Origin of the sequence: Azovibrio restrictus DSM 23866 (genome assembly GCF_000429665.1) — a bacterium.
Lineage (GTDB): Bacteria > Pseudomonadota > Gammaproteobacteria > Burkholderiales > Rhodocyclaceae > Azovibrio > Azovibrio restrictus.
This window is the reverse complement of sequence record NZ_AUCH01000005.1, coordinates 194340-207685: the sequence shown is the minus strand read 5'-3', so window position 1 is coordinate 207685 and position 13346 is coordinate 194340. Positions and strand designations below refer to the sequence as shown.

General features: G+C 66.1%; 15 protein-coding genes. 5 read left to right on the top strand and 10 right to left on the bottom strand.

Features of this window, described 5'->3' with window-relative positions:
• Positions 1–2: 2 nt before the first annotated feature.
• Complete coding sequence (locus G474_RS0107090) at positions 3–1709, bottom strand: GspE/PulE family protein (protein ID WP_026686364.1); 1707 nt, start codon at positions 1707–1709, stop codon at positions 3–5.
• Between the two features lie 103 nt (positions 1710–1812).
• Here G474_RS0107090 and G474_RS0107085 point away from each other — a divergent pair, with 103 nt between their 5' ends.
• Positions 1813–2277: a tRNA (cytidine(34)-2'-O)-methyltransferase gene (locus G474_RS0107085; protein ID WP_026686363.1), complete on the top strand. Its 465-nt coding sequence runs from the start codon at positions 1813–1815 to the stop codon at positions 2275–2277.
• 6 nt (positions 2278–2283) lie between these two features.
• On the opposite strand, the gene G474_RS0107080 is transcribed toward G474_RS0107085, so the two are convergent.
• From G474_RS0107080 to G474_RS0107055, 6 genes are read right to left on the bottom strand one after another with little or no spacing between them, the layout of a single operon-like run.
• On the bottom strand, positions 2284–3270 hold the full coding sequence (locus G474_RS0107080; RefSeq protein WP_026686362.1) for an NAD(P)H-dependent glycerol-3-phosphate dehydrogenase: 987 nt from the start codon (positions 3268–3270) through the stop codon (positions 2284–2286).
• Positions 3267–3710: an SH3 domain-containing protein gene (locus tag G474_RS0107075; RefSeq protein WP_026686361.1), complete on the bottom strand. Its 444-nt coding sequence runs from the start codon at positions 3708–3710 to the stop codon at positions 3267–3269. Before G474_RS0107075 ends, G474_RS0107080 begins: the two co-directional genes overlap by 4 nt.
• Positions 3711–3724: 14 nt before the next feature.
• Positions 3725–4198: a protein-export chaperone SecB gene (gene secB, locus G474_RS0107070; protein ID WP_026686360.1), complete on the bottom strand. Its 474-nt coding sequence runs from the start codon at positions 4196–4198 to the stop codon at positions 3725–3727.
• A 37-nt stretch (positions 4199–4235) separates the two neighbouring features.
• Complete coding sequence (gene grxC, locus G474_RS0107065) at positions 4236–4499, bottom strand: glutaredoxin 3 (RefSeq protein ID WP_026686359.1); 264 nt, start codon at positions 4497–4499, stop codon at positions 4236–4238.
• On the bottom strand, positions 4496–4912 hold the full coding sequence (locus tag G474_RS0107060) for a rhodanese-like domain-containing protein (protein ID WP_026686358.1): 417 nt from the start codon (positions 4910–4912) through the stop codon (positions 4496–4498). Before G474_RS0107060 ends, grxC begins: the two co-directional genes overlap by 4 nt.
• A gap of 27 nt (positions 4913–4939) precedes the next feature.
• Complete coding sequence (locus G474_RS0107055; protein WP_245589320.1) at positions 4940–5260, bottom strand: ArsR/SmtB family transcription factor; 321 nt, start codon at positions 5258–5260, stop codon at positions 4940–4942.
• 114 nt (positions 5261–5374) lie between these two features.
• Between G474_RS0107055 and G474_RS0107050 the strand changes: the two genes are divergently transcribed.
• From G474_RS0107050 to G474_RS0107035, 4 genes are read left to right on the top strand one after another with little or no spacing between them, the layout of a single operon-like run.
• The gene (locus G474_RS0107050) at positions 5375–6634 is read left to right on the top strand and encodes a murein hydrolase activator EnvC family protein (RefSeq protein ID WP_051282029.1); all 1260 of its coding nucleotides are present in this window, start codon (positions 5375–5377) and stop codon (positions 6632–6634) included.
• Positions 6631–8046, top strand: coding sequence for a S41 family peptidase (locus tag G474_RS0107045; protein ID WP_026686355.1), 1416 nt, complete (start codon positions 6631–6633; stop codon positions 8044–8046). Before G474_RS0107050 ends, G474_RS0107045 begins: the two co-directional genes overlap by 4 nt.
• A 52-nt stretch (positions 8047–8098) precedes the next feature.
• On the top strand, positions 8099–8497 hold the full coding sequence (locus G474_RS0107040; RefSeq protein WP_026686354.1) for a hypothetical protein: 399 nt from the start codon (positions 8099–8101) through the stop codon (positions 8495–8497).
• Positions 8494–9249, top strand: coding sequence for a HesA/MoeB/ThiF family protein (locus G474_RS0107035; RefSeq protein ID WP_026686353.1), 756 nt, complete (start codon positions 8494–8496; stop codon positions 9247–9249). The genes G474_RS0107040 and G474_RS0107035 overlap by 4 nt, the downstream gene beginning before the upstream one ends.
• 23 nt (positions 9250–9272) lie before the next feature.
• Here the strand turns inward: G474_RS0107035 and G474_RS21955 are convergent, their stop codons facing one another.
• From G474_RS21955 to ribD, 3 genes are all read right to left on the bottom strand, one after another.
• Positions 9273–11525 (bottom strand): putative bifunctional diguanylate cyclase/phosphodiesterase, encoded by a 2253-nt coding sequence (locus G474_RS21955; RefSeq protein WP_051282026.1) that lies wholly within the window; start codon positions 11523–11525, stop codon positions 9273–9275.
• A gap of 181 nt (positions 11526–11706) precedes the next feature.
• Positions 11707–12246: a peptide-methionine (S)-S-oxide reductase MsrA gene (msrA, locus tag G474_RS0107025; RefSeq protein WP_026686352.1), complete on the bottom strand. Its 540-nt coding sequence runs from the start codon at positions 12244–12246 to the stop codon at positions 11707–11709.
• An 8-nt stretch (positions 12247–12254) separates the two neighbouring features.
• A complete protein-coding gene (ribD, locus tag G474_RS0107020) occupies positions 12255–13346 on the bottom strand; it encodes a bifunctional diaminohydroxyphosphoribosylaminopyrimidine deaminase/5-amino-6-(5-phosphoribosylamino)uracil reductase RibD (protein ID WP_026686351.1) in 1092 nt (363 codons plus the stop codon).

Below are 13346 nucleotides of genomic sequence, written 5' to 3'. Positions count from 1 at the left end.
GCTTATTCCTCGTACTGGCTGCTGACCCGCATGGCTTCATCCACGGTGGTCTTGCCGCGCAGCACCTGACGCACCGCATCCCGGCGCAGGGTTTCCCCGCCCATCTGGCGGCGGGCCGCCGCCATGAACAGGGCCGGATCATCCTGGTTGGTGGCCTCCACCAGCTCGTCGCTCATTTCCAGGAACTCATAGACCCCGGTCCGCCCCTGAAAACCGGTGTTGTTGCAATGGGCGCAGCCGGCGCCGCGGAAATAGGTGTGTTGGCCCACCTGATCATGGAGCTCGTAACGCAACCATTCCTGCTCGTGGGGCTGCAGGACATGGGGCTCCCGGCAGTTCTCGCAGATGGTGCGCACCAGGCGCTGGGCCAGGACCATGTGCACCGACAGCGCCACCATGTAGCGGGGCACCCCCATGTCCAGCAGGCGGATGGGGGTGGTCATGGCGTCATTGGTATGCAGGGTGGACAGCACCAGGTGGCCGGTCATGGCGGCCCGCATGCCGATCTCGGCAGTCTCCTGGTCGCGCATTTCCCCCACCAGCACGATGTCCGGGTCCTGGCGCAGCACCGTGCGCAGCACCTTGCCGAAGGTCAGGTCGATCTTCTCGTGCACCTGCACCTGGTTCAGACCCGGCAGGCGGTATTCCACCGGGTCCTCGACGGTGATGATCTTCTTCTCGGGGCTGTTGAGCTCGTTCAGGGCCGCGTAGAGGGTGGTGGTCTTGCCCGAGCCGGTGGGGCCGGTCACCAGCACCATGCCGCTGGGCCGGTGCAGGGCATGGCGCAGACGCTCCAGGACCCGCTTCGGAATGCCCATCCGGTCCAGGGACAGGAGCCCCTGGTTCTGGGCCAGCAGACGCATCACCACCGATTCCCCGTACTGGGTCGGCAGGGTGGAAATCCGGATATCCACCGGCGCATTGCGCACCTTGATGTGGAAACGCCCATCCTGGGGCAGGCGCTTTTCGGAGATGTCCAGGCCGGACATGAGCTTGAGGCGCAGGGCCACGGCAGAGGCAATCTTGGCATCCGCCTCGGTCTGGATGTGCAGCACCCCATCGATGCGGAAACGGATGCGCAGGCTCTTTTCCTGGGGCTCGATGTGGATGTCCGAGGCCCGGGTGCGCAGGGCCTCCTCGAACACCATGTGCAGGAGCTTCACCACCGGCGCGTCTTCGGCGTTGCTGGAGAGACCCAGCAGTTCGCCGAACTCCACCGGAATGTCGGACATCTCCGCCGTCAGCTCCTTGGCCAGGCCGGAAATTTCCTCGGTGCGGTGATAAACCCGGTCCACCATGCCGAGCAGCTGGGACTCGGTCACCACGGCCAGATCGATGTCCCGCCGCACGATGCGGCTGATGTCGTCGTAGGCCTGCAGGTCGGTGGGATCCACCAGCCCCACCTGCAGCATGCCATTCACCTCGTCCAGCACCAGGGCCCGGTAGCGGCGGGCCTGGGCTTCGGGAATCAGCTTGATCAGCTCCGGCCGGGGCTGGAATTGGCGCAGGTCCACGAAAGGAATCTGCAGCTGCTTGGCCAGGGCCTTGGAAATGCCATCTTCGGTGACGAAGCCGCTGTCTACGAAAATGCGCCCGAGCTTGCGGCCACTGCGTTTTTGCTCATCCAGGGCAAATTTCAGCTGCTCATCGGTCAACAATCCCTGTTGAATCAACAGGTCACCGAGACGCACTTTCTCCGGGCGGGCCATGCCAGACTCCCAATCTGCACCACAATTCACTTGAATAAAGTGGCTTAATTACCTGATACTAAGCCAATTTTCAGACGGTACCCCGTTTCAGCCCGGAAAACAAGTGTTCGCCATCGTTCTGTTCGAGCCGGAAATCCCCCCCAATACCGGCAACATCATCCGCCTCTGCGCCAATACCGGCACCGAACTCCACCTGGTGGAACCCCTGGGTTTCAGCTTCGAGGACAAGGCCCTGCGCCGGGCCGGGCTGGATTACCACGAATACGCCCGGGTCCGCATTCATCCGGACTGGAGCGCCTGCGCAACCGCCCTGGCGGGACGGCGCTGCTTCGCCATGAGCACCAAGGCCAGCCATTCCTACGCGGAGGTGGCCTACGCAGCCGGGGATGTCTTCCTGTTCGGCCGCGAATCCCGGGGCCTGCCGGCGGCCATGCTGGAACAGTTTCCCGAAAACCGGCGCCTGCGCCTGCCCATGGTGCCCGGCAACCGCAGCCTGAACCTCTCCAACGCGGCAGCGGTGACGGTGTTTGAAGCCTGGCGCCAGCTGGGTTTCAGCGGCGGCCAGTAGCTCCGGTCAGCAGGATTCGTCCCGGGGATCCCGGGCCAGCAGCTGCTCCACCACGTCGCGGACCGCCACCCGCCCTTGGAGCACCGCCGCCACGGCGGCCGTGATGGGCATGTCCACCCCGAGCCGGGCGGCCAGACGATCCACTTCCAGGGCCGTGGGCACCCCTTCGGCCACGTGCCCCAGGTCGGCCAGCACCTGCTCCAGGGACTTGCCCGCCGCCAGCCCCAGGCCCACGCGCCGGTTGCGCGACAGGTCGCCGGTACAGGTGAGGATCAGGTCCCCTACCCCGGCCAGCCCCATGAAAGTCTCCTTGCGCGCCCCCAGGGCCACTCCGAGGCGGGCGATCTCCGCCAGCCCCCGGGTCACCAGGGCGGCCCGAGCATTGAGCCCCAGCTGCAGACCATCGCAAACCCCGGTGGCGATGGCCAGAATGTTCTTCACCGCACCGCCCACCTCGGCCCCCACCAGGTCGTCGGAAGCATAGATGCGCAGGTGCCCGCCATGCAGTTCCTGAGCCATGGCGCGGGCAAAATCGGCATCCCTGGCGGCCAGGGTGATGGCCGTGGGCTGGCCGCCCGCCACTTCCTGGGCAAAGCTGGGCCCGGACAGCACCCCGCAGGGCACCCCGGGCATTTCCTCCTGGACCACCTGATGGGGCAGCTTGCCGCTGCCGGCTTCAAACCCCTTGCAGACCCAGAGCAAGGGCAGCCGGACCCCCTGGGCGGCGAGGGCCCTGACAGTGGGCCGCAGACCGGCAATGGGGGTAGCCACCAGGATCAAGCCGGCCTGCTGCACTGCAGCCTGCAGGTCGCTGGTGATCTCCAGCGCATCGGGAAAGGGAAAACCGGGCAGGAAGCGGAGATTTTCCCGGCGGGCCTGCATTTCTTCCACCAGATCCGCCTCCCGGGCCCACAGGGTCACCGGATGTCGGGCGGCAAAGGCCAGAGCCAGGGCCGTTCCCCAGGCCCCGGCGGCAAGTACGGCGATCTTCATAGACCCCAGACTTGGGTGATGCGGACGTAGCCGCTGGCGCCGTCCCGGTGCTTGACCTTGGCCCAGCCCATGGGCGCCGCCTCAAGCAGTTCGAGAATGACCCATTTTTCGGCCTGGAACACCAGGGGCGATTCGGCACTGGCGCTCTGGCGCACATCCGCCATGGGCGCCGTGACCACCAGGGTACGGCGGGCAGCAAGGGCGTTGCGGTCAATCCAGGCGATCGTACCCTCGGCATCGCGCACCTTGGTCCAACCTTCCACCTGGACCAGCACCTCCAGGGGGGTGCCCTCCTTGACCATGAACAACTTCTTGCCCTGGGCCGAAGGCACATCGTAGAACAGCGCCACGGGCACGGACACGGAACGGTAATCCAGGGCCAGGGCCCCGCCGCTCAGGGCGAGGCCGGTGGCCAGGGCGGCAACAAGGCGGCGGACCATGGGGCCTCCCGGCATTACTGGATGGGAACCTCGTGGGGCTGCTGCCCCTGAGCCGCGGCCTGCTCCTGCAGGCGGGCCAGGTACAGGGCCTCGAAGTTGATGGGTTGCAGCAGCACCGGGGCGAAGCCGGCGCGCACGGTGGCGTCGGAAATGGCTTCACGGGCATAGGGCTGCAGGATGTTGGGGCAGGCCACGGCCAGCAGGGGCTCCACCTCGTGCTCGGGCACGTTCACCATGCGGAAGATGCCGGCCTGACCCACTTCCACCAGGAACACGGTCTTCTCACCCAGCTTGGCAGTGACGGTGACGGTGAGGACCACGTCGAACACCCCGTCCCCCAGGTGGGTACCCTGGGTGTTGAGCTGGATGTCCACCTGGGGCGCTTCACGCTCCAGGAAAATGGTCGGCGCATGGGGCACTTCGATGGAAAGGTCCTTGACGTACAGTTTTTCGATGCCGAAGGACGGGGCTTGCTGATTCTGTTCCATGAATGACTTTCTGAGAAAGGTGGTTCGGTAATGGGGTTCAGCCGGCCAGGAGCGGCAGCAGCTTGCCCTGACCATCCAGGGCGTAAAGATCGTCGCAGCCGCCCACATGGGTGTCGCCGATGTAGATCTGGGGCACGGTACGCCGGCCTGTTTTCTCCATCATGACAGCCTGCTGGGCCGGGTCCAGATCGATGCGGATTTCCTCGATCTCGGTGACGCCCCGGGCGCTCAGAAGCTGCTTGGCGCGGATGCAGTAGGGACACACGGCAGTGGTGTACATCAGGACCTTGGCGTGGCTCATTTCTTCTTGCTCCCACGCTTGATGGGCAGCCCCGCCTTTTCCCAGGCATGCACACCGCCATCCAGGTTGTTGAGCTTGGCAAAGCCCAGCTTCTGCAACTGGGCGCAGGCCTGGCCGGAACGGACGCCGGAGGCACAGACCAGCAGCAGGGGCTTGTCCTTCAGGGATTCCAGCTCCCCGGCCCGGGTGGCCAGGTCCTTGAGGGGGATGTTGCGGGCGTCGGGCAGATGCCCGGCGGCGTACTCGTGGCTGTCCCGCACATCGATGATCACCGCGTCTTCCCGGTTGATCAGCTGGGTGGCCTGGGTGGTGTTGAGGTCGCTGCCAGCCCGGCGCAGACCGGGCCAGACCAGCATCACGCCGCTGATGACGGCAATGGCGATGGTCAGGATGTTTTGCTGAATGAACTCCATGGGCACTTCAGGGGACTCCTTGAGGAATTAAGACGCGGACACGCCGCAGAACACTTCCCGCATCATGCCGATCAGCTGCAGGATGCGGGCATCGCCCACCCGGTAGAACACCCGGTTGGCATCCTTCCGGGTCAGCAGCACGCCCTTTTCCCGCAGGATGGCCAGATGCTGGGAAATATTGCTCTGGGAGGTGCCCACCACATCCACGATCTCCTGGACGCAGGCTTCCTGATCACCCAGCACGCAGAGGATCTTGAGCCGCAGGGGATGGGCGATGGACTTGAGGGCGCGGGCCGCCGTTTCGATGTGTTCCTGCTTGTCGATCAGATTGAAGGATAGGGGTTGCACGATATGCACTCGCTGGGCAATAACGGATCATTATAGAATAGTTTCTTTTCGCAGCCCCTTCCCCGTTCGCCTTTCTCGCCCCCGGCGGAGAGGACGGACCTGCCGGACACGAACTTGCATCCAAGATCCCGCCGCCTGCTGTCAGGCACCGCCCTGCTCGCCGCCCTTCTGGCCGGCTGGCCCCCCGGCGCCCTGCCCCAGAGCAACAGCGACATCGCCGACAAGAAGGAAGACCTGAAGGAACTGCGCGGCCGTATCGACGCCATGCGCAAGGAACTCTCCGCCAGCGAGGAATCCCAGGCCGATGCCGCCGACCAGCTGAAACAGGCGGAACGGCAGATCTCCGAAGCCCAGCGCAAGCTCCTGGAACTGAAGAAGAACCAGACCCGGCTGCAGAACACCCTGCAGGATCTGGGACGCCAGTCCCGGGAGCTGGAATCCACCCTGACCCAGCAGCAGACCCAGCTGGAAAAGCTCCTGCACCACCAATACCTGCAAGGCTCCCCGGACGCCCTGCAACTGCTGCTGAACGGCGACGACCCCAACCAGCTGGCCCGGGATCTCTACTACCTGTCCACCATCGCCCGCAGCCGCACCGAACTGCTGGGCAGCATCCGCGGCACCCTGAAAAAGCAGAAATCCCTCACCGAGGACGCCAAGGCCCGGGCTGCGGAACTGGCCCAGGTGGAAGCCGAACAGCAGGCCCAGCACGAGGAACTGCTGCAACAGAAGGCCGAGCGGCAGAAAATCCTGAACCAGATCGCCGGCAAGGTGAAAGCCCAGAAACAGGAAATCGGCAACCTGCAGCGCAACGAAAAACGCCTCTCCAACCTGGTGGACCGGCTCACCAAACTGCTCGCCGAGCAAGCCAGGAAACCGCCCCCACCGCCGCCCAGGCCGAGCGGCACGGACAAGCCGGCCAGCAACGCCGGCAGCAGCGGCCCGGAAAACAGGCATGTGCCCGCCGCCAGCTCGGGCAACTTCGCCCGCCTCAAGGGTCAGCTGCGCCTGCCCGCCCGGGGCCAGATCACCGGCCGCTTCGGCGCCCCCCGGGAAGGCAGCAGCACCTGGAAGGGGCTGTTCATCCGCGCCGCCGAAGGCAGCGAGGTGAAGGCCATTGCCAGCGGCCAGGTGGTCTATGCCGAGTGGATGCGCGGTTTCGGCAACCTGCTGATCATCGACCACGGGGCCGGCTACCTGACCGTGTATGGCAACAACGACGCCCTGCACAAACAGGTGGGCGACCGGGTCCAGGGCGGGGAAACGGTGGGCACCGTGGGCAACAGCGGTGGCAACCAGGATTCCGGTTTATACTTCGAGCTCCGCCATCAAGGCCAAGCACTCGATCCGATGAAATGGGTCTCCCTCAAATGAGCAAGTTCAAGTCCATCAGTCTCGTCGTCGGCGGCTTCGTCGCCGGCACCCTCATCAGCCTGCAAATGCCCGCCTTCGCCGAAAAGGATGTGAAGGCCGGCCTGCCGGTGGAAGAGCTGCGCACCTTCGCCGAAGTCTTCAATGCCATCAAGCAGGGCTATGTGGAGCCCATCGAAGACAAGAAGATGATCGCCAACGCGATCTCCGGCATGCTCTCCAACCTGGACCCCCATTCCTCCTACCTGGACCCGGAATCCTTCAAGGAGCTGCAGGTGGGCACCCAGGGCGAATTCGGCGGCCTGGGCATAGAAGTGGGCATGGAGGACGGCCTGGTGAAGGTGGTCTCCCCCATCGAGGACACCCCCGCCTACCGGGCCGGGCTCAAGGCCGGCGACCTGATCTTCAAGCTGGACGACACCCCGGTGAAGGGCCTGACCCTGAACGAGGCGGTCAAGCGCATGCGCGGCAAGCCCAAGACCCAGATCCGCATCTCCATCCTCAGGAAGGGTGAGGCCAAGCCCATCGAAGTCACCCTGACCCGGGAAGTGATCAAGGTCCAGAGCGTCAAGTCCAAGCTGGTAGAACCCGGCTACGGCTGGGTGCGCATCACCCAGTTCCAGGAAAACACCATTCCCTCCCTGGCCAAGCACCTGAACGAGCTCTACAAGCAGGGCGAGCTCAGGGGCCTGGTCCTGGACCTGCGCAATGACCCCGGCGGCCTCCTGAACGGCGCCGTGGGCGTCTCCGCCGCCTTCCTGGCCCCGGGCACCAAGGTGGTCTCCACCGACGGGCGCACCCCAGACGCCAAGCAGGAATACATCGCCGCCCCCGAGGATTACCTGCGCGGCACCCGGGAAGACCCCCTGAAGAGCCTGCCCGCCGCCGTGAAGAAGGTGCCGATGGTGGTGCTGGTCAACAGCGGCTCCGCCTCCGCCTCGGAAATCGTCGCTGGCGCCCTCCAGGACCACAAGCGGGCCGTAATCATGGGCACCCAGACCTTCGGCAAGGGCTCGGTGCAGACCGTCCTGCCCCTGCCCGGCAATGCGGCCATCAAGCTCACCACCGCCCGCTACTACACCCCCAGCGGCCGCTCCATCCAGGCCAAGGGCATCGAGCCCGACATCCAGGTGGAAGAAAGCAGCAACGGCCAGAAGGCCGCCCACCTGCGTGAAGCCGATCTGGAAGGCCACCTGGAAAACGACCGGGACGGCGCCCCCGCCAAGGAAGCTGCCCCCAAGGAGGCAGCCAAGCCCCAGGACAAGAAATCCGCCCCGGGCAAGAAGGGCAACGAACAGAAGGGCGAGGACGAGCTGCCGCCCCGCCTGGAATACGCTTCCCCCTCCGATCACCAGTTCCAGCAGGCCCTGAGCCTCCTCAAGGGACTGCAGATCATGCAGAATGTAAGCAAGTAAGCAGCAAGGGAGCCGGCCCGGCCGGCTCCCCAATTCACCGGAGGAAACTGCCATGACCGATTCCGACCTGCACAAGCGGCGCGAAATCCTCTTCTCCAGATTCCCCCCCGGCCAGATTCCCGAGGCCGCCGATCACCTGCACCGCCTGGAAAACCTGAGCACCGAAGCCAAGCTGGAAAAGCGGGCCGTGGATGTGAGCTACGACCTGCGGCACCACACCCTGGAAAACCTGGAAAACCAGCTCCAGGACAAGGGTTTCCATCTCGACAACACCCTGATGAGCAAGCTGGTACGGGCCCTGATCTACTACGTGGAAGAAACCCAGCTGCACAACCTGGGCGCCACCGAACGCCCCCTGAAGCAGTCCCAGGAAGCCTATGTGCAGGCCTGGGAACGCCATCCCCACGGGGACCACGACGAAACCCCGCCCGAGTGGCGGGAGTACAAGTGAACGACGGGCAACTACTCCGCTACAGCCGCCACATCCTGCTGGACGCCCTGGGCATAGAAGGTCAGGAACGCATACTCCGGAGCCGCGTCCTGGTGCTGGGGGCCGGGGGGCTGGGCTCTCCGGCAGCCCTCTACCTGGCCTCTGCCGGGGTCGGCACCCTGGTCCTGGCGGACGGGGATACGGTAGACACCACCAACCTGCAACGCCAGATCCTGCATACTGATGCCCGGGTCGGCCAGTTGAAGGCCCTCTCCGGCCAGATCGCCCTGGCTGCCGTCAATCCCGAAACCCGGGTCATCCCCGTCACCGAGCGCCTGGAAGGCACCGCCCTGGAGGCCCAGGTGGCCGGGGCCGACCTGGTGCTCGACTGCAGTGACAACTTCGCCACCCGGCACGCCCTCAACCTAGCCTGCGTCCGGCACCGCAAGCCCCTGGTTTCCGGTGCCGCCGTGCGCTTTGACGGGCAGGTGAGCGTCTATGACCTGTCCCGTCCCGAATCCCCCTGCTACCACTGCCTGTTTCCGGAAGGGGAAGAGGTGGAGGAAACCCGCTGTGCCGTGATGGGGGTGTTCGCCCCCCTGACCGGCATCGTCGGCAGCCTCCAGGCCAGCGAGGCCCTGAAGCTCCTGGCCGGCATCGGTGAAGCCCTGGTGGGACGCCTGCTGCTGGTGGATGCCCTGAGCCAAACCTGGCGTACAGTGAAGTTCAGGAAAGACCCGGCCTGCCCGGTATGCTCCGGCCAGCCGGCCTGAGCCCCTCCCCGTTCCCCCATCACCTATTCCTGCCAGCGCCCCCGGACCAGCACCTGGGTGGCCTCCACGGCGGACAGGGGCCGCCCGCACAGGTAACCCTGCATTTCCTCGCAGCCGCTGGCCCCCAGGAAGTCCAGCTGCTCCCGGGTTTCCACCCCCTCGGCAATTCCCTTCAGCCCCAGCTTGCGGGCAATGGACAGGATGGCCTCGACGATGGCGGCATCGTCCTGGTCAGCGGGAATGTCCTGGACGAAGGAGCGGTCGATCTTGATCTTGTCGATGGGAAAGCGTTTCAGGTAGCTGAGGCTGGAATAGCCCGTCCCGAAATCATCGATGGAGATCTTCAAGCCGATGGCCTTGAGGGCCCGCAGGACCTGGATCACCCGCTCGGAATCCTGCATCACCACCGATTCGGTGATCTCCAGCTCCAGGTACTCGGGGGCCAGGCCCGTCTCCCGGAGGATGCCTTCCACCATGCTGCACAGGTCCGGATGGCGGAACTGCACGGCGGACAGGTTCACCGCCACGGTCACCGGCGCCAGCCCCTGCTCCTGCCAGGACCTGTTCTGGCGACAGGCCTGGCGCAGCACCCATTCTCCCAGGGGCAGGATCAGGTTGCAGGCCTCGGCCACGGGAATGAAGCGGCCCGGGGGAATCAGCCCCTCTTCCGGATGCTGCCAGCGCACCAGGGCCTCGAAGCCCACCAGGGTCCGGTCGGCAAGACGGAACTGGGGCTGGAAGTGAAGCAGCAGCTCCTGGCGCGGCAGGGCCTTGCGCAGGCTGGATTCCAGCCACAGGCGCTGGGACACCAGCTCGTTCATCTCCGGCGCGAAGAAGCGGAAGCCGGCCCGCCCGGCGGCCTTGGCCTGGTACATGGCCAGATCGGCATTCTTCAGGAGTTCCTGGATGTCCTGTCCGTCGCCGGGATAAACGGCAATCCCGATGGAGGCGGACAGGCTGAGTTCCTGCCCCGGGACCTCGAAGGGCTCGGCCACCGTGGCCAGCAACCGCTCTGCCAGACGCGCCAGATCGGCGCTGCTGCCGCCGCCGCTCACCAGCAGCACGAATTCATCGCCCCCCTGACGGCTGACCATGTCATCGGCGGCAAGGCACTGGCCCAGACGTTGGGCCACCACCTGCAGCAGCCGGTCCCCCACGTCGTGGCCCAGGGATTCATTGACGTGCTTGAAGTGATCCAGGTCCAGGAGCATCAGCGCGATCTGGCCCCGCTGTTCCGCCTCCCGCCCCAGGATTCTGGCCAGCTGCTCGCTCAGCATCAGGCGGTTGGGCAGATCGGTGAGACGGTCGTACTGCTCCCGGTGCCGGGCCTCTTCCAGGGCCAGCCGGTAACTGCGCTGCCAGGAGAGGATCAGGCCGAACATCAGCAGGCAGAGGAACAGACCGCTCAGGATGTACATCAGCACCTTGCGCCACCAGGCCTGCAACACCCCGTCCACCCCCACGCCCACATTCACCACCAGGGGATAGTTGGCCACCTGGCGGAAGGCATAGACGCGGTTCACTCCATCCACGAAGGAATGAGTGCGGTAGACCCCGGCCCGGCGCCCCTGCTGCAGCTGCTCCAGGAGCCCCGAGGGACGCATCACCGAGCCCATGCGCTCGGGCACCCGGGGATAGCGGGCCAGCAGTCTGGGCTCCAGGTCGGAGACGGAGACCACCTCATCCTGGCCCCGCTGCAGCTGGGCGTAGAAATTCTCGAACAGGGTGGCCGGCACGGCCGCCTGAACCAGGCCCAGGAATTCTCCCCCGGGCCCTTCCAAGCGACGGGACAGGGTGATCACCCAGTTGCGGGTGATGCGGGCAAAAATGGGTTCGGAGAGCACCAGGCCGGCCCCCGGTTCCCGGCGCTGACGCAGGAAATAGGCTCGGTCGGTGATGGTGGCAGTAGACAGAGTGCCGCTGGCGTCGTGGATGAAATGGCCGTGGGCATCAGCGATGCGCAGGCTCTGGGATTCGGGAATGCCGGCCAGGACCTGGGCCAGGCGGTTATTGACGCCGGCACTGCCCTCCTGCTGCTGCCAGCGGCCGTAGTTGTCGGCCACGAACCGCAGGGCCACATCGATCTTTTCGATGGAGGCCTGGGCATGGCCCTCCAGGACCCGGCTCAGGATTTCCAGATTGTGCTCGGCAAAACGCAGTTCCCGTTCCCGCGCCCGGTAGCCGTCCAGTACCAGAAGCGCGATGAAACCGCCCAGGAACAACAGGCCCAGCAGGGCGTAGAGGCGCTCCCGGCGCAGGAAATCAAGGAGCGGCATGCAGCCCCCGCCATCTCCCCCGGGGCAGCGGAATCCGCCGCCAGCCTGTTGCGTCCATGCCCTCTCCCATCCCCTTGTTATGGATAGCCCGCCCGGCCAAAGCGCGTCCGGACGTGGCTGCCTTTATGACTTCGGCGGTATTGTTACCCCAGACGCCGGGATGCACAAGCTCCGCCGGGCTTCAGTCGGAGCGGAGCAGTGAGGGGAACTGGCGGCCCAGCTTGGCCAGCTTGGGCGGGATCAGGGCGGCGCAATAGGGCTGCTCGGGATGGCGGGCGAAAAACTGCTGGTGCTCCGCTTCTGCCGGCCAGAAGGGTTGGGCGGTGAGCACCTGCGTCACGATGGGCGCCGCAAAAACCGCCTCGGCCTGGAGCTGTGCCAGCACCTCCCCGGCCACCCGGCGCTGGGCTTCGGACTGACAGAAGATCACCGAACGGTACTGGCTGCCCCGGTCATGGCCCTGGCGGTCGGGCGTGGTGGGGTCGTGGGTAGCGAAGAACACCAACAGCAGCTCGGCAAAGCTGATCTGCTCCGGGTCGAACTGGAGGCGCACCACCTCCGCGTGGCCGGTCCGACCCGAACACACCTGGTCATAGCCGGGTGCGGGCAGCTCGCCGCCGCAGTAGCCGGATTCCACCCGGGACACGCCGCCCAGGGTGGCAAACACCGCCTCGGTGCACCAGAAACAGCCGCCGCCCAATACCGCCACTTCAGTTGCCATGATGTCCCTCAGTCCTGGAGCCTGGCCAGAAGCCGCAGGTCGCCGCCCACCTGGGCCAGGCTCTGCAGCTCCAGCTTACGACGCCCTTCCAGGCTGACAAGTTCCGGCAGATGGAACAGCCCCTGGGCTTTGTCGCCCAGCAGGCAGGGCGCCAGGTAGAGCAGCAGCTCGTCCACCAGCCCGGCCTGGAGCAGGGAGCCGTTCAGCTTGAAGCCCGCTTCCCCGTGCAGTTCGTTGATGCCGCGCCGCCCCAGCTCCTGGAGCAGGGCCGCCAGATCCACCTTGCCCCGGGCGTCGGGCAGACATACCCACTGGGCGCCCCGATCCAGCAGGGGCCGGGCCCGGAGCGGATCATCCACGGCGGAAGCCACCAGCACCGGCCCCCCGTCGAAGAGCCGGGCCGTGGCGGGCAGCTCCAGGCGGCTGTCCACCACCACCTTCAGGGGCTGGCGCCCGGTATCCACACCCCGCACGTTGAGACGGGGATCATCGTCCCGCACCGTGCCGATGCCGGTCAGGATGGCACAGGCCCGGGCCCGCCAGCGGTGTCCGTCCTGACGCGCTTCCGGGCCGGTGATCCACTGACTGGCGCCGTTGTTGAGGGCGGTTTTTCCATCCAGGCTGGCGGCCGCCTTGAGCCGCAGCCAGGGCCGCCCCCGGACCATGCGGGAGACGAAGCCGATGTTCAGCTCCCTGGCCTCCCGCTCCAGCAGACCGCTGGCAGTGGCGATGCCGGCCCCGGCCAGGCGCTGCAGCCCGGTCCCGGCCACCAGGGGATTGGGGTCCTCCATGGCGGCCACCACCCGACTCACCCCGGCGGCGATCAGAGCATCGGCACAGGGCGGGGTGCGGCCGTGGTGGGAACAGGGTTCCAGGGTCACATAGGCAGTGGCGCCCCGGGCCTGCTCGCCGGCCTGGCGCAGGGCGTGGACTTCCGCGTGGGGCTCCCCGGCGCGCACATGCCAGCCACGGCCCAGCACCTGGCCATCGCGGACCAGGAGACAACCGACCCGGGGATTGGGAGACGTGGTGCAGAGGCCGAGTTCCGCCAGCCGCAAGGCCTCGGCCATGTGGGCATGATCGGCAGGGGAGAAGGTCAC